We start from the raw sequence: 14298 nt of genomic DNA, 5'->3' as shown, positions 1-14298 counted from the left end.
TCAGGCAGGCTGCAGAAAGGCGTACCGCTCACATTAAAACGCCCGTTGAAAACGCCGCCGAGAGCTAAAAGGAACCGTACAATCAACGACGCATTTATTGACGAGCCCATTCGCATCACTCCCGCCATAGAGCGGCAATTGCGAGGGATCAAGGGAAGTGCCGGGCAGCAAAGCGCTGACATGAATATCGCGTTCAAGTCGGGCGCGCGTACTCATAGCCCAGAGGACATCACGCTCCGAATAAGGGTCAACATCCTCATCCACCAGTAACACATTTTTGAGTGACGGCACCTCACCGAGCAATCTCTTGGCTGCGTCGATAACGCGCAGGTCATCACTGCAAGCGCGTTTAACGACTTGCAATACGGTAAGCAAGTGACCGCCGCCGGAAGGCAGAGCCGCGACTCGACAAAACAGCCTCTCAAGCCCCTCTGTTTTTAGTCGGGCGAGCAGCGAACACTCTTGGCCTAAACCAAGCAGAATGGATTGCTCCACACCAGGACCCGACAGCGTCTGATATATCGCCCCGGCGCGGTGGCTTACCGCCTGAACCTGCAGTGTTGTGGCCATACCACATGGCGAGCGATAACCGAGATACTCAGGTAAGGAAAAACCGGCCACCTCAGCTGTCTCCGGTTCTTTTTCCGCCCCCAACATCCCTTCTATAACGATCTCGGCATGGGCGATATATCGCCCCGTATTGGCGTGACATGGCGCAATCTCCACCGCATTGCCGCGCAGGGCCCCCGCAACGCCTAACTCGTCGCTACCGTAAGAAAGACAAGGCCGAGTCAATGTCGAAGCCAGATAAATGGCCGGATCAAGCCCGATATTGACGGAAATCGGCAGTAGCTCTCCGCGCGCCAGATGTGTCGAAAGCATGTGTTGTAAGTGACCACGAGAGTCAATCGCCACCACCGCCGAATCCTCTTTGAAGGTAATTCGGTGGTAAGAACAATTCGCGGCTCCGGTTCGATTATCGTGCGCATAGATCAACCCCAAGGTCACCGTCGGCCCAGGATCATCTTGCAGATAACGTAGAATCGGCAACAAAGCCAGGATTTCAGCAGGCTTACGCACGTTGTGAAAGTTGCGTTCCTCCCCGCCCAGTAATCTGGGCGCTATCGGCCTACTCGCCGCCTGCAACAACAACTGAGCATTTGATATGTCTGCGGAGTAACGTCCGAAGGGATCCAAAAACAACCTACAACGGCGACGATTGCCAAACATCCCCACCAAAACGGGAAACTCGCCCCGTGGTGGTCGTCGATAAAGCCGTAACGGTTGCTCATCGGCAAACCAGGAACCGCCAGGCTGGCGATAGGCATCGAGAAAATCTTCAATCATCTCCACCTCGGGAGAAATCGATCTCTCCACCGGGGTAATCTCATCCCCTGCTTGCCGCAACAACGCCAAGGCAGAGCGCAAGTCATTAGGCAATAGCATTTGACTCCTCCCTCATCCCATCCGGGAAGTACAGCGAGAAGCCAAGACGATCCCCAAAGCAGACAGCAGCGCCGCCATGCCGGCCAACGCAATAGACAACGTGTAACTCTGATACAAATCATACAGCCAACCGGCGGCGCTGCCCCCGCCAACGGCGGCGATCCCCACGGCGATATACAATGCCCCCAGAATGGCGCCCAGATTGGCGGTGCCGAACCATGTACTGGCCACTGCCGGGTACAGCGCAATACAGCCGCCGTTGGCCGCGCCGAACAGCAGCGCGAAAATCGCCAGCGCGGTAAAGCTGTGCGCCACACTCCAAAAACCGCATAACAGGGCCAAAATCAACGTGACGATAACCAAAAAACGCCGCGCGCCCATACGGTCGCCTATCCGCCCCAAAACCAGACGGCCGCCGATATTGCCCACGCCGATCAAACCGATGAGCAGATTGGCCTGCGTTGCATTTAGCCCCTGTTGCTGTGCATAAGGATTAATATGAACCAACGCCAGGAATAGTCCGATAGAGCCGAAAAATATCGCGATAAAAAACCACCAAAACTGAGCCTGTCTCGCCGCTTCTCGCAACGTAACGCTACCGTTAAACGCGGAACCCGGTATTGATGTCCCCTCTACGGGACGAAGCCCATCGGGATATTCTCCCACGTCCTCTGGCCTGCCTCGCAAGACGAAGGCGGCAGATAACCCCAGCGCAGCGATAGCGATGGCGTAAACTTGTAGGGTGCTTTGCCAGGACAAATGCTGCATCAACCCACCAGCCACCATCGGCCCCACCAGCGTTCCCAAACCGGTGCCAGCCAGCGCTAAGCCGGAAGCCGAACTTCGATGAACGACGAACCAGCGTTGAATGGTTGAAACAGCCGGCACGTAAACCAACCCGACCCCCACCCCAACCAACAGGCAAAACGTGAACAAAAACGCCGTCAGTGTCGACGCCAGCAGGCTACTGCCCAAAAAGCCCAGAGAAAGCAGTAAAATACCGATGCCGGTTACCGTCCTTACTGAAGTACGATCGCTCCAGGTACCGGAAAATACGCCGACGACGTAGTAAATTAACGCCGTCAACGAGAAGATTGAGGCGGTAGAAAAACGCCCTGCGTCAAAGTTCGCCTGTAATGCAGTAAAAAATGCCCCGAATGAGTAAGCAGCGCCAAAAATAACCGCCAGCAAAAGATGAACGGCACCGACCATGTACCAACCGCGGAATTTTCTTTCCTTGACCATCACAGCCTCCTTTTTATTTAATAATTAACGCCGACAACGACCGAATGCTCGCCGCTCACATCCACTTCAATAAGCGATTGCACCGAGATCCCCGTCGCCTCGAACACGCGCCTGGCTCCACCATAATTGCGTTTTTCCACCACACATAAGATGCCTGATACATCAGCCCCTGCTTTCCGCACTGCACAAACCAACCCCACCAATGTTCCACCGGTGCTGATGAGATCGTCCACGATGTAAACGTTGTCGCCTGGCTCCACACCGTTCAAAAAGAGACTGCCGCCGGTATATTCGCAATCGAACTCAACCTGTACCTGCCCTTCAAGACCGGATGGGTACCAGCGGGCAATGCCGTATGACAGGCCTGAAAGCAGCGAAACGGCAGCCAATAAACCGCCTCCTTTGTCTTCCTCCCCCACCAGCTTGGTTCCCGGCGGAAATTGCGCCGCATCGCAGACTCGCCTGGCTGCTTCACGCAATAGCTCAGCCGGGGTTGCCGGGATCTGTTCCGTCAGAGCATTCAACAAAAACCGCCGCCCCTGAATCTCCACCAAAGGCTGCCGATCAAAAGACGCCTTGAGGATGTCCTCTTGCCCACTCTCAGCCGGCGCCTGCACGCGAAGGCGATCGGCATAGGCGACAGCGTCAAAAAAGGTTTGGAGTCGCACAGGGTCCTTACGGCGCGCGGACCGAGAGACGCCAGAACAGACATCAATGGCCGTGGGGAAACAATGCTGAATCAGATGGCTGACATTGCCGGCATGCAGTCCACCCGCAACAATTACCGGCCGCGCAAATGTTTTGTTTTTCAACAAACTCCAATCGAATGGCTTTCCAGAACCGCCGCTCAGCCCCTCAACCTGTGTGTCCAATAGGTATGCACTAACCTGATAGTCGTTTATCCTGTCCAGAGCCAAAGTGCTTTCGAGATGGAAACTTTTAATGACCGGGACATCAAATGCCTGGCAATACTCATTCGTTTCGTCACCCTGAAGCTGAATCGCTGCCAGGCCGCAATAACATATAATGTTTTGCACCCATTCCCTGGGTTCATTGACAAACACGCCGACCACCTGAGTAAAAGGCGGCAATCGTTCAATGATCGAACGGGCTTCGTCGGGCGAAACCTGACGTGGACTTTGTGAAAAAATGAACCCCAATGCATTGGCCCCCGCGTTTAATGCCGCCAGAGCATCCTCAAGGTGCGTGATGCCGCAGACTTTCACTCTCGTTCTCATTCATCGTCTCCTTGAATCGTTTAAGAACCTGATACGCCCGCCCGTTATCCAATACTTGCCGCACGAGTTTCGCCGCCTCGCCAAAGGAGTGCGTCTTGCCGGCCAACACCAGCGCCGTCGCGGCGCTCACTATAGTCGCGTTGCGATAGGCCCCCCGCTCGCCGTTAAGCACTGCCAGGCAGATTTTCGCGTTACGCTCCGCAGAACCCCCTCGCAGCGCCCGTAATTCACAGGCAGGGACCTCAAAATCATCCGGCTGCACGGAAAACCGACCTATACAGCCATCACTTACACACAGGACCTGGGTTTCTCCCAGGCAACTGACTTCATCCAAATCTCCGGCACCATGTACGATAAAAGCCGTCACCTTGCCCAACCTCACCAGCGCCTCAGCCATGGGATACAAAAGCGAAGCATGCGCAACGCCTATCAGTTGGTGCGTCACGTTAGCAGGATGAACCAACGACCCACTCAGATTAAACAGGCTACGAACCCCCAAAGCGCGCCGTACAGCAGTCAGCCGTTCAGGAAACGCATACCAAGACGAAGTAGAGAGAAACGCGAAGTTGCTCGTTGCCAACGATCGCCGCAGCCACGCTTCATCACCCTTGCGCGAAACATCAATGCCCAACGCCGACATCATGTCGCTGCTGCCGCTGACGCTGGTCACGCGACTATTGCCATGCTTGATCACTGGCACGCCAGCTGCGGCCACAACCAAGGCTGCCGTGGTGGAAATATTGAAGGTCCCGCTCCGGTCTCCTCCAGTACCACCAATATTCAACGTAAGCGGCAAACCGCTTACCAATGGCCGGCAACGTGCCGCTATTGCGTCAACCGCACCGGCGATCTCATCAGCGGACTCGCCCTTTTGTGCCATAGCGACGAGCAACGCGCCGATCTGCATATCATCCAATTGCTGTCCCAGCATGGCCTGGACCAGATCTCGGGTCTGTTCCCGGCTCAAGCTAAGCCGTTTTTCAACCAAGATTTGCAAGACGTTTCTGAATCGCTCTTCCAGCGGTTTTATCGACAGCGTTGCGTTCATGTCTCCTCCAATCCCACCCGCAAGAGATTCATAACCTCAGTCAAACTCTGAATACTGCCAAATACATAACCGATGTTCTCAAGCGCCGCCTCATGTCGCACTTGACGCGTCCCCGCGACGCACTCGCGCGGTACTATGACGCGATAATCTAATTGCATGGCGTCCTGAGCAGTCGCACGAACACAAACATCCGTGGCAACACCGGTCAGAACGACGGTATCTACTCCCATCCCACGCAGCAGAAGATCCAGGTCGGTGGCGAAGAACGCACTGTAACGGCGTTTGATTAATACCTGATCGCCAACCTGTGGAGATAAGTCTGCGATGATCTCAACGCCACGACTCCCTTCGAGGCAATGTAGTGTCTCGCCGTAGTCAAGCTCCCGGCCGAAGTCCACACGGTTGACGCGGTGACTTTCCTGGGTATAGATCACCGGGATGCCCGCACCGCGCGCAAAGCTCAACAAAACTTGAAGCGACGCGATAATCTCCCGCCCTCCTTCGCAAGGAACAGGACCATCTTCATCCAGAAAGTCGTATTGCATATCGATCACCAAAACGGCGAATCGACGTGTCCGATTGGGGGGCGGAGTTGCTTTTTGACGTTGCATCTTTCTCTCCATGAATGACCGCACGGTGCCGATATTCGGTCTGGGTCAGGCGAAATACGTCGTGACGATCTCTTGCAATGCGCGATGGCTTTCACGTACGGGTTTCAATTCATCCAAATGATCGAACCCCATGACATGCAACACACCGAATCCGCCAGACAGCGATTGCATTTCTTCTATGCGTTCACGTACCGTCTCCGGCGATCCAAGGAGCCAGCAATGCTTGGCGCAATACTCGACGGTGACTTCACTGTCGGGTACATCCGGGTGATGTTTGAACAAACCAAGCGCCTTGTTGCCGGCGATCATCGGCAAGTAATCCTCACGAAAGTAGCGTCCCATTTCGCCTTCGACAGCAAGCCGCCATGCTTGCGCATCTGTGTCGGCGATCAGAATAGGACGACTGACACGCCATGTATCCCTGGCCGGCGGAACCCTTCCATTCAATGCGGCGCCCTCTTCAACAACTTGCCAATGGGTATGGAGATACTGCGGCGTAAAACAAAAGCTGATAGGGATCCAGCCATTGCGACCGGCAATCTTCAACGTCGAGGATGAAGGTGAAAGGCCGGTCACGCCTACTGGCGGATGGGGTGATTGATAGGGCTTGAGGTGATAACCGGAGGTTTTATCCCACTGATCCGCCGGCCGACGCGCTGTCCAATACTTACCTTTAAATTCGAATGGCCCATCGCTATTCCAAAATCGCATCATGATCGCTATCGATTCTGCCGTCATCTCCCGATGCACACCCGACTTATGATCTATGTCGAACATGTCGAGATCCAACGTGGTACCACTGGCGCCAATTCCCACCATTAATCGCCCCTTCGATATATGATCCAGCCAACAAATGCGATGAGCCAACTCGGCTGGATGATGAAACGGCAGCATAAAGGCGCCCGGCGCCAATTTTATGCGCTCAGTCTGCAAAATGGCTTGAGCGATGAGCAAATCTGGAGAAGGGCACGGTTCAGCCGGCATCGTATAATGCTCGCCAATCCAGGCCTCATCAAAACCGATTTTGTCCAAAAACCTCAAGGTATCAAGATCGTGGTAATGCCCATCGTGCAACGAGCGATAACGCGGATGTGCCGGCATTAAAAATGCGCCAAGTTTCATGTTCGATTATCTCCTTGAGGCGTAAAATCCCGATTAGTACGTGATATACGGTAAATTGATATTCAACCCATCAATTTCATTCAAATTAAAAATGAATTAATGCTTAGACATTATTAAGTCGTAAAATTAAACACCTGAAAAAGTTAAGATGATTATTGAACATTACTTTCCCTTTAAGTATATAGTTGTATAGACAAGTCAATGGCAACACGGAATTGCTTAATTTGTGATCAATAACAAATTCATAACAATTACCCATGAAGAAAAAAAGACATTACTGGTTCAAAAAAAGAGGCAACGTGAAGTGTGCAAAAGTGAGACAAAAAATGGCCAATCTTACTGTTAAATAAAGAAAAAACAAACATCCCCGCGTGAATGATTGTGAGAAAGATGAAACATTTCCCCCAACTTGGTTTAGTAACATAAGGAAACAACCAAATACAATAATTAGGATGGCACGCATTTGTAGTTATATTCCAAGTGAATAATTAAACATAAATGCATTTTTAAATATGATGGATTATATTTTCATTTGCGCTTTATCCATTTTATTGGGAAAGGTATATTTACCAAACATCAATATAATAAATATCTCTGGAGAAATATCTTGCAAAATAAACCCCCCATCCTCGCGGGCATAGCCACAATTATCGGCACCTTCTTCGCTGGTTATTCTGCCTTTTCATCTTCAACGGAAACACGCAGTCAGTTCGTTAATGGCAGCGCGAATACGACGATTGGTAGTAATAGCGGAAATATCACCATCACCAACACACCGGGTGAAAAGGCGCCTCAGCTAGTGCTGAAGCGGCCGATGCCTTTAATTGCTCAACCCAATATGGGTAACTTGTTGGAGCCCACCAAACATATTTGCCAGCTCATCGCCGGCACACAGGTCGCATTGACAGGTAAAAGCGCTGCAATGGACATCGGCAATGCGGAATGGAAAGAAATCTCCATCATTACCGGCGAATGTGCCGGTCAGCGTGGCTGGATCACCTCAACGGCGCTCACCTACCAATAATCGAGTGATATTGCCCCCTTCATTCCACTATCGGGGCCGACACTCACCGCGCCCGCAATACCCGATCGATCAATCCCCAGGCCGCCGCTTCGTCGGCGGTCATAAAGCGATCGCGATCCAACACCCGCTCCACTTCCTCTTCGTTCAGGCCGCAATGTTGGGCATACAGCCGGATCACCCGGTCTTTGGTGCGTTTCATTTCCTCTGCCTGGATCAGAATGTCAGACGCCTGCCCCTGAAAGCCGCCCAGCGGTTGGTGCACATGCAGGCTGGCGTTGGGCAGCGCCATGCGGTGCCCCGGCTCACCGGCCATCAGCAGGAACGACCCCATCGAGCGCGCGGTGCCCATGCACAGCGTATGCACCGGGGCACGGATATACTGCATGGTGTCGTAAATCGCCAGCCCGCTGGTGATCGCCCCGCCCGGCGAGTTGATGTACAGGTGGACCGGTTTTTCCGGGTTTTCCGCTTCCAGAAACAGCAGCTGGGCGCACAGCATTTCGGCCACGTCGTCGTTGACTTCGCCGTTGAGGAACACGATCCGATCGCGAAGCAGGCGCGAGTAAATGTCAAAGGAACGTTCTCCCCGGCTGGTCTGCTCCACCACCATCGGGACGAGCATCATCTTCTCACGCATCGGTGAACTCCTAGGTTGGCAACAAAGAGAAAGGTGTTTAACGCGTCAGGCGGCGCGCATCACCGTCGTCGGGCCATCGTTGGCGGCGTCGAGCTGGTGGATAATCCGCAGCAGGCTGCCGCCGCCGGCGTCCGGCACTATCTGCAGGGTGACGATGCTTTCGAGAAACGGCGGTTGGCCGTCGCGCAGGCGATAGCTCACCGCCTCGCCCGGCGTGGCGGCCAACGGTTCTGCCTGCGCCAGATCTCCCGTCGGCAGCCACTGCTCGCGCAATTCGGGCACGCTGAGCGCTCGCCACACTTTTTCCGGCGGCGCATCAAGCGAATATTCCAACACCAGCCGTTCCTGCGGCGGCGGCTCGGCCTGTTTGTTCATTGATCCATGTCCTTCAGCAAGGTTTGCAGCGCGTCGATGCGCGCCGGCCAGTAAGCGCGGTACTTCGCCAGCCACTGCGCGATCTGCGCCAACCCGTCCGGGTCGACCTGATAATTAACGCAGCGCCCCCGCTTCGCCTCGCGCACCAGTCCGGCATTGCGCAGCACCGCCAGGTGTTGCGACATCGCCGACTGGCTGATGGGCAGCCCTTCGCGCAGCGCGCTGGCGTTCATGCTGCCGGCGGCGAGTTTGTCGAAGATGGTGCGACGGGTCGGATCGGCCAACGCTTTGAAGATGTCATTTTCGTTCATATAAATACATTAGTATTTACTTATGTATTATGCAACCGAGCAAGGCATTTTTTGCTGCAAAAGAAACTCCGCGCCGCAGCGCGGAGTGAATGGACGAGGCATGATCGCGCTTATGAACGGATCGGGATCACCAGCACGTCGATATTCAACTGGTTGATGGCGTTGCGGGTGGAAGAAAACAGATTGCTCCACAGATCGTGGTGATGGCCGAACACCAGCAGATCGATGTCTTTATCCACGATCGCCGTGCGCAGTTCGTCAACGAAGCCGCCGCGCCCGATAATCACTTCCGCGATCGGGTAATTGACGTTTTGCGTGGTGGGTTCCAGCTCTTTGCGGATCTTCTCTTCGAACGGCACGCCGTCGTCGCTGCGCTCAGAAAAGCCGATCGCCGCGTGGTAGGTGTCGTAGTGAACGTCCACATAGATCAGCGAGAGTTTGGCCTTCAACGCTTCCGCCAGCCGCGCCCCCTTTTCGACCAGCCGTTTGCCGTCATCGCTCAGATCGGTGGCGATGACAATATGGTGGTAACACATAGCGCCTCCTGTCATGGACTCGGTAGAGCCGAGGCTCCGATATCACGCCGGGGTCATATCGTTATGGTTAATTTTAGTTCAGAAATGGCGCTCGTGGCGGGAGGTGATGCGGTGGGAAAGCCCCGTTGCCGGGGCTGAAAGCAGAAATTACTTCTCGCGCTGCGCCTCAAACCAGACGTTGCACAGCGACAGGATCAGCGTGTTGGCGTCTTTCACCAGCACGTTGTCGCCGGGCACCCCTTCGGTGCCTTGATCGGTGATGCCTTTGATGGCGATATCGGCGTGCTGAATAGCCACGCGCTCGACCGACGGCGTGCTGATGCCCAGCATCGGGAAATCGATGTAGGAACTGCTGCCGGCGTTGTCCTCGACAAACTCCTGCGCCTCTACGGTGCTGACGGTAGCCCCTTCGCTTTTCAGCGCCGTGCCGTTCCAGCTGAACGCATCCGCTTTATAGCTGATCTTGCCGCCGATCAGGCTCTGCGCCTGCTGCTGATCCCAGCAGCCGGTGGTTTGGGTCGGCACGATTTTGCTGACGCGCCAGTTGCCCAGCAGCTGTTTCGGGATCGGCCCGGTATCGCTCTCCGCCGCCCGAACCTGAGTCGCCGAGACGCAGGCCAACACCACCAGCGGCAGCAGCGCCTTGCTCCAAGTGTTCAATCGCATTGTCTTTTCCTTCGTTTCAGTACCCAGTCTGCCCTCGCGGGCCAGCGGCTATCATAATAAGCCCGCCGATTCGCCGTCAAAGCAATCCGCATCGCGCCGGGCAGCGGCCGCTCATAGCTAATCGCTATGAGTCATAGTGAATCAGTATTTTGTTTTAGCTCAGCGATTACCTACAGTCACAGCCACTATTCTGCCCGCCAAAATTAGCAGGCAATGTTGACAAGGACCCTGGGAAAATGACATTTACGCTGAAAAACCTCACGCTGGCGCTGGCTACCGCCGGCACGCTGTTGCTGACCGCCTGCGGCCCGACCGCACAGGACGATCACCACATCAAGGTCGGCATCAGCGCCGGCATCGATCAATCGCTGTGGGCGGTGGTGCAGAAAGTGGCCAAGCAGAAATACGATCTGGACGTCGAGGTGGTGACCTTCAACGATTACGTATTGCCGAACGAAGCGCTGAACAACGGCGATCTGGACGTCAACGCCTTCCAACACAAGCCGTATCTGGACAAACAGATGCAGGAGCGCGGCTACAAACTGGCGGCAGTAGGCAACACCTTCGTCTACCCGATCGCCGGCTATTCGAAGAAAATCACCGCGCTCAGCCAACTGCCGGACGGCGCGCAGGTGGCGGTGCCGAACGATCCGACCAACCTGGGCCGCTCGCTGCTGCTGTTGCAAAAACAGGGGCTGATTACGCTGAAAGACGGCGTCGGCCTGCTGCCGACCGCGCTGGACATCGTCAGCAACCCGAAAAAGCTGAAAATCGTCGAGATTGAAGCGCCGCAGCTGCCGCGCGCGCTGGACGACCAGCAGGTGACGCTGGCGATCATCAACACCAACTATTCCAGCCAGATCGGTCTGTCGCCGGCGAAGGACGGGCTGTTTGTCGAGGACAAAAACTCGCCTTACGTCAACATCTTCGCCAGCCGCATCGACAACAAAGACAGCGAGAAAGTGAAGGATCTGGTCAAGGCCTATCAGACCGATGAAGTGGCGGCCAGCGCCGCCGAAATCTACAAGGGCGACGCCGTCAAAGGCTGGTAACGCCGCGCGTAGGGCCCGTGGCGCCTGGCCACGGGCGATGACAGCCTCAGCCGCGCTGGATGGAAACGCCGCCGTCCACCAGCATTGCGGTGCCGGTGACGAACGAGGAAGCGTCAGACGCCAAATACAGCGCCGCCTGCGCGATCTCCTCCGGCATCGCCAACCGCTTCAGCGCGTGCAGCTGGGCCACCTGCGCCAATGCTTCCGGGGTATTGCTCATCTGCCGCCCCATCGCCGTGTCGGTGCCCCCCGGCAGCAGCGCGTTCACCCGAATGCCGTGTCCGCCAAATTCCACCGCCAGCGCCTGCGTCAGGCCGATCAGCCCCGATTTGCTGGCCGCATAGGCCGCCGTACCGGGAAACGCCGCGGTGTGGCCGACGAACGTAGAGGTGAAGATCACCGAGCCCGCGCCGCGCGCCTGCATGGCGGGGATTTGATATTTGGCGCTGTAGTAAGCGCTGGACAGGTTGGTTTCCAGCACGTCGCGCCATTCTGACGCGCTGAGCGCCAGCGACGGCCCCAGCGGCCCCAACGTGCCGGCGTTGTTGAAGGCGATATCCAGCCCGCCGAATTCATCGACGGCCGTCGCCGTCAACCGTTCGGCGAAGGCTTCGTCGCGCACGTCACCGGCTACCGCCAACGCCCGGCCGCCCTCGCGCCGAATGTCCTCCACCAGTTCAGCCAGCAGCCGTTCGCGCCGGGCGCCCAACACCAGCGTCGCCCCCTGCCGGGCGAACAACAGCGCCGCCGCCCGCCCGATCCCCGAACTGGCGCCGCCAATCACCGCCACCTTACCGTTCAATGCGTTCATCTCTTATCCTCACACCGTAAAAGAGCCTCAGTGTGACGCAACATCCGGCGCAGCGCTGGCCGCAAGCGGACATGCAATTGGCGCAATGAAAAAGGCGCTGCAAGCAGCGCCCCGGCAACGCGGATCCGACGGCGAACTCACGGTTTGGCCGCGTATTTCTCCTGATTGGCCGGCGTCACCAACTCGAACGGGATCCAGTAATACGGCTCAAGCTTTTCGCCGTTGATCATGCGCTGCGCCACATCGACCGACGCCTTGCCCTGGCCGACCGCATCCTGGAACACCGTGACCTGCATCTTGCCGGAGGCCAGCGCCTTGAGGCCGTCGGGCGTGGCGTCGATGCCGCCGATCAGCACGTTCTTGTCCGCTTTGCCGGACTGCTGCAGCGCCATGATCGCGCCGATCGCCATCTCGTCATTGTTGGCGGCGACGATGTCGATCGTTTCGCCGTTGGTCAGCCAGTTCATCATCAGGTCCATACCTTCACTGCGTGAATAGTTGGCGCTCTGTTTCTGCACCACCTTCATCTTCGGGTATTTGGCCACCACCTGCTCCACGTCTTTGGTGCGCTGCAGCGCGCCGGCGTCGGTCAGGTTGCCGATCATCACCGCCACGTTGCCCTGATAGTTGGCCAGCCGCGCCAGTTCTTCCATCTGCAGCGTGCCGGACTCCCGCTCGTCGGAGCCGACGAACACCACCCCCTGCGGCAGCCTGGCATCGCCCGGCGTGCGGTTCACGTACACCAGCGGCACGCCGGCGGCCTGCACCATTTTGGTCATCACCGGCGTGCTGGCCGAGTTGACCGGATCGACGATAATCGCGTCCACCCCGGCGCTGATAAAGCTCTGTACCTGATCGGTCTGGCGGCCGACGTCGCCGCGCGCGTCCTCAAACTGCACGGTAATGCCGCGCGCTTTGGCCTCCTTGTCGATCGCCTGGCGGATTATGGTGAGGAAGTTCTGGTCGAAATAGGCCATTGATACGCCGATGGTCTGCGCCCATGCCGGCGCGGAAGCGCACAGCGCCGCCGCCAGCCACAGCCCTTTCAGAAAGTTCATGATGTGTCCCCCGGGTAAAAAAACGCCGCCGGCCAACCTTGGCGCCGGCGGCAATTCACGGCAATCAGTGTTTTTTGCGGTTGCGACGCATGTCGATCGACACGGCGGCGACGATAATCACGCCTTTGATGATGTCCTGAATATAAGAATCGACACCGATAAAGGTGAAGCCGCTTTTGATAAGGCCGAGGATCACTGCGCCGATCAGCGTGCCGGTAATGCGCCCGACGCCGCCCATCAGGCTGCTGCCGCCGATCACCGCCGCGGCGATGGCGTCCAGCTCATAGGACATGCCCATGCTCGACTGGCCGCTGCTGACGCGCGCCGCCAGCACCACGCCCGCCAGCCCCGCCAACCCGCCGGCGATGGTGTAAACCGTCACCAGGTACTTATTGACGTTGATGCCGGAAACCCGCGCCGAGGTCATGTTGCCGCCGATGGCGTAGATGTATTTGCCATAACGGGTGTGCTTCAGCGCGATGTGGAAGATCACCGCGATCACCAGGAAGATGATCACCGGCATCGCGCCCTGGCCGATCGCCGTGAAGCCATCCGACAGGAAGCTGACCGGGTTGCCCTTGGTGTAGTACTGCGCCAGACCGCGCGCCGATACCATCATCCCCAGCGTGGCGATGAACGGCGGAATGCCGGTGCGGGTGATCAGAAAGCCGTTGATAAAGCCGCAGACAATGCCCACCCCGATCCCCGCGCCGATCGGGATCGCCGCCGGCAGATCGAGCAGCCCCGGATACATCGGCGAAATGCTGTCCGAGGTCTGCGCCAGGCTGGCCGCCACCACCGCGGTCAACGCAATCAGCGAACCGGATGAGAGATCGATGCCGGTGGTGATGATGACCTGGGTGACGCCCACCGCGATGATGCCGATGATCGCCACCTGCAGCACGATCAGCAGCAGGCGGTTCGGGTTAAGCAGGAACGACTGATCGCGCATGTACCAGCCGAGGATTTCGAAGATCAGCGCAATGCCGAGCATCACGATGAAAATACCGGTGTCTTTCGGCATTTTGCCGCTCAGCCCGGAAAACAGCGATCCCTTGCCCGTTGAATCGGCGGAGAGCGGCTTCTCAATCTTTACGTTACTCATGATGTTCACCCTT

General features: G+C 56.7%; 16 protein-coding genes. 2 read left to right on the top strand and 14 right to left on the bottom strand.

What is annotated here, in order from left to right:
* Nucleotides 1-33 precede the first annotated feature (33 nt).
* From ACSBQV_RS01345 to ACSBQV_RS01320, 6 genes are read right to left on the bottom strand one after another with little or no spacing between them, the layout of a single operon-like run.
* Entirely contained in the window at nucleotides 34-1446 is a 1413-nt protein-coding gene (locus ACSBQV_RS01345) for a UbiD family decarboxylase (protein ID WP_099782345.1), read from the bottom strand.
* Between the two features lie 12 nt (nucleotides 1447-1458).
* Complete coding sequence (locus tag ACSBQV_RS01340; RefSeq protein ID WP_099782346.1) at nucleotides 1459-2691, bottom strand: MFS transporter; 1233 nt, start codon at nucleotides 2689-2691, stop codon at nucleotides 1459-1461.
* 17 nt (nucleotides 2692-2708) lie between these two features.
* The gene (locus tag ACSBQV_RS01335) at nucleotides 2709-3929 is read right to left on the bottom strand and encodes a hypothetical protein (RefSeq protein WP_099782347.1); all 1221 of its coding nucleotides are present in this window, start codon (nucleotides 3927-3929) and stop codon (nucleotides 2709-2711) included.
* Nucleotides 3889-4977 carry an anthranilate phosphoribosyltransferase gene (trpD, locus tag ACSBQV_RS01330; RefSeq protein ID WP_099782348.1) on the bottom strand — a complete coding sequence of 363 codons (1089 nt, stop codon included), beginning with the start codon at nucleotides 4975-4977 and terminating at the stop codon, nucleotides 3889-3891. The genes ACSBQV_RS01335 and trpD overlap by 41 nt, the downstream gene beginning before the upstream one ends.
* The gene (locus ACSBQV_RS01325; protein WP_099782349.1) at nucleotides 4974-5588 is read right to left on the bottom strand and encodes a cysteine hydrolase family protein; all 615 of its coding nucleotides are present in this window, start codon (nucleotides 5586-5588) and stop codon (nucleotides 4974-4976) included. Before ACSBQV_RS01325 ends, trpD begins: the two co-directional genes overlap by 4 nt.
* Before the next feature lie 45 nt (nucleotides 5589-5633).
* Nucleotides 5634-6710 (bottom strand): LLM class flavin-dependent oxidoreductase, encoded by a 1077-nt coding sequence (locus tag ACSBQV_RS01320; protein WP_072271514.1) that lies wholly within the window; start codon nucleotides 6708-6710, stop codon nucleotides 5634-5636.
* Between the two features lie 607 nt (nucleotides 6711-7317).
* Here ACSBQV_RS01320 and ACSBQV_RS01315 point away from each other — a divergent pair.
* The gene (locus tag ACSBQV_RS01315) at nucleotides 7318-7734 is read left to right on the top strand and encodes a hypothetical protein (protein WP_099782350.1); all 417 of its coding nucleotides are present in this window, start codon (nucleotides 7318-7320) and stop codon (nucleotides 7732-7734) included.
* A gap of 43 nt (nucleotides 7735-7777) precedes the next feature.
* Here ACSBQV_RS01315 and ACSBQV_RS01310 read toward each other — a convergent pair whose 3' ends face one another.
* The 5 genes from ACSBQV_RS01310 to ACSBQV_RS01290 all read right to left on the bottom strand — a co-directional run bounded on the left by ACSBQV_RS01310 (nucleotide 7778) and on the right by ACSBQV_RS01290 (nucleotide 10259).
* Complete coding sequence (locus ACSBQV_RS01310) at nucleotides 7778-8371, bottom strand: ATP-dependent Clp protease proteolytic subunit (RefSeq protein ID WP_033642740.1); 594 nt, start codon at nucleotides 8369-8371, stop codon at nucleotides 7778-7780.
* A 45-nt stretch (nucleotides 8372-8416) separates the two neighbouring features.
* Entirely contained in the window at nucleotides 8417-8746 is a 330-nt protein-coding gene (locus ACSBQV_RS01305; RefSeq protein ID WP_099782351.1) for an SRPBCC family protein, read from the bottom strand.
* On the bottom strand, nucleotides 8743-9057 hold the full coding sequence (locus ACSBQV_RS01300) for an ArsR/SmtB family transcription factor (RefSeq protein ID WP_099782352.1): 315 nt from the start codon (nucleotides 9055-9057) through the stop codon (nucleotides 8743-8745). Before ACSBQV_RS01300 ends, ACSBQV_RS01305 begins: the two co-directional genes overlap by 4 nt.
* A gap of 110 nt (nucleotides 9058-9167) precedes the next feature.
* Nucleotides 9168-9593: a universal stress protein gene (locus ACSBQV_RS01295; protein WP_099782353.1), complete on the bottom strand. Its 426-nt coding sequence runs from the start codon at nucleotides 9591-9593 to the stop codon at nucleotides 9168-9170.
* A gap of 147 nt (nucleotides 9594-9740) precedes the next feature.
* Entirely contained in the window at nucleotides 9741-10259 is a 519-nt protein-coding gene (locus ACSBQV_RS01290) for a hypothetical protein (RefSeq protein ID WP_033642734.1), read from the bottom strand.
* A 236-nt stretch (nucleotides 10260-10495) separates the two neighbouring features.
* On the opposite strand from ACSBQV_RS01290, the gene metQ reads away from it, so the two are divergent.
* The gene (gene metQ, locus ACSBQV_RS01285; RefSeq protein WP_099782354.1) at nucleotides 10496-11311 is read left to right on the top strand and encodes a methionine ABC transporter substrate-binding lipoprotein MetQ; all 816 of its coding nucleotides are present in this window, start codon (nucleotides 10496-10498) and stop codon (nucleotides 11309-11311) included.
* A gap of 46 nt (nucleotides 11312-11357) precedes the next feature.
* Here the strand turns inward: metQ and ACSBQV_RS01280 are convergent, their stop codons facing one another.
* From ACSBQV_RS01280 to ACSBQV_RS01270, 3 genes are all read right to left on the bottom strand, one after another.
* A complete protein-coding gene (locus tag ACSBQV_RS01280; RefSeq protein WP_089196937.1) occupies nucleotides 11358-12122 on the bottom strand; it encodes an SDR family oxidoreductase in 765 nt (254 codons plus the stop codon).
* 137 nt (nucleotides 12123-12259) lie between these two features.
* Complete coding sequence (locus ACSBQV_RS01275; RefSeq protein ID WP_099782355.1) at nucleotides 12260-13180, bottom strand: sugar ABC transporter substrate-binding protein; 921 nt, start codon at nucleotides 13178-13180, stop codon at nucleotides 12260-12262.
* A 64-nt stretch (nucleotides 13181-13244) separates the two neighbouring features.
* Complete coding sequence (locus ACSBQV_RS01270; RefSeq protein ID WP_033652114.1) at nucleotides 13245-14285, bottom strand: ABC transporter permease; 1041 nt, start codon at nucleotides 14283-14285, stop codon at nucleotides 13245-13247.
* Nucleotides 14286-14298: the final 13 nt, after the last annotated feature.

The organism is Serratia sp. B501, assembly GCF_051172315.1.
GTDB lineage: Bacteria > Pseudomonadota > Gammaproteobacteria > Enterobacterales > Enterobacteriaceae > Serratia > Serratia ureilytica.
The sequence above is the reverse complement of the archived record's forward strand: the minus strand, read 5'-3'. Positions and strand labels throughout refer to the sequence as shown.

Coding starts and splice junctions, on each gene's coding strand:
- ACSBQV_RS01345 (WP_099782345.1), bottom strand. CDS start 1,446: ATGCTATTGCCTAATGACTTGCGCTCTGCCTTGGCGTTGTTGCGGCAA.
- ACSBQV_RS01340 (WP_099782346.1), bottom strand. CDS start 2,691: ATGGTCAAGGAAAGAAAATTCCGCGGTTGGTACATGGTCGGTGCCGTT.
- ACSBQV_RS01335 (WP_099782347.1), bottom strand. CDS start 3,929: ATGAGAACGAGAGTGAAAGTCTGCGGCATCACGCACCTTGAGGATGCT.
- trpD (WP_099782348.1), bottom strand. CDS start 4,977: ATGAACGCAACGCTGTCGATAAAACCGCTGGAAGAGCGATTCAGAAAC.
- ACSBQV_RS01325 (WP_099782349.1), bottom strand. CDS start 5,588: ATGCAACGTCAAAAAGCAACTCCGCCCCCCAATCGGACACGTCGATTC.
- ACSBQV_RS01320 (WP_072271514.1), bottom strand. CDS start 6,710: ATGAAACTTGGCGCATTTTTAATGCCGGCACATCCGCGTTATCGCTCG.
- ACSBQV_RS01310 (WP_033642740.1), bottom strand. CDS start 8,371: ATGCGTGAGAAGATGATGCTCGTCCCGATGGTGGTGGAGCAGACCAGC.
- ACSBQV_RS01305 (WP_099782351.1), bottom strand. CDS start 8,746: ATGAACAAACAGGCCGAGCCGCCGCCGCAGGAACGGCTGGTGTTGGAA.
- ACSBQV_RS01300 (WP_099782352.1), bottom strand. CDS start 9,057: ATGAACGAAAATGACATCTTCAAAGCGTTGGCCGATCCGACCCGTCGC.
- ACSBQV_RS01295 (WP_099782353.1), bottom strand. CDS start 9,593: ATGTGTTACCACCATATTGTCATCGCCACCGATCTGAGCGATGACGGC.
- ACSBQV_RS01290 (WP_033642734.1), bottom strand. CDS start 10,259: ATGCGATTGAACACTTGGAGCAAGGCGCTGCTGCCGCTGGTGGTGTTG.
- metQ (WP_099782354.1), top strand. CDS start 10,496: ATGACATTTACGCTGAAAAACCTCACGCTGGCGCTGGCTACCGCCGGC.
- ACSBQV_RS01280 (WP_089196937.1), bottom strand. CDS start 12,122: ATGAACGCATTGAACGGTAAGGTGGCGGTGATTGGCGGCGCCAGTTCG.
- ACSBQV_RS01275 (WP_099782355.1), bottom strand. CDS start 13,180: ATGAACTTTCTGAAAGGGCTGTGGCTGGCGGCGGCGCTGTGCGCTTCC.
- ACSBQV_RS01270 (WP_033652114.1), bottom strand. CDS start 14,285: ATGAGTAACGTAAAGATTGAGAAGCCGCTCTCCGCCGATTCAACGGGC.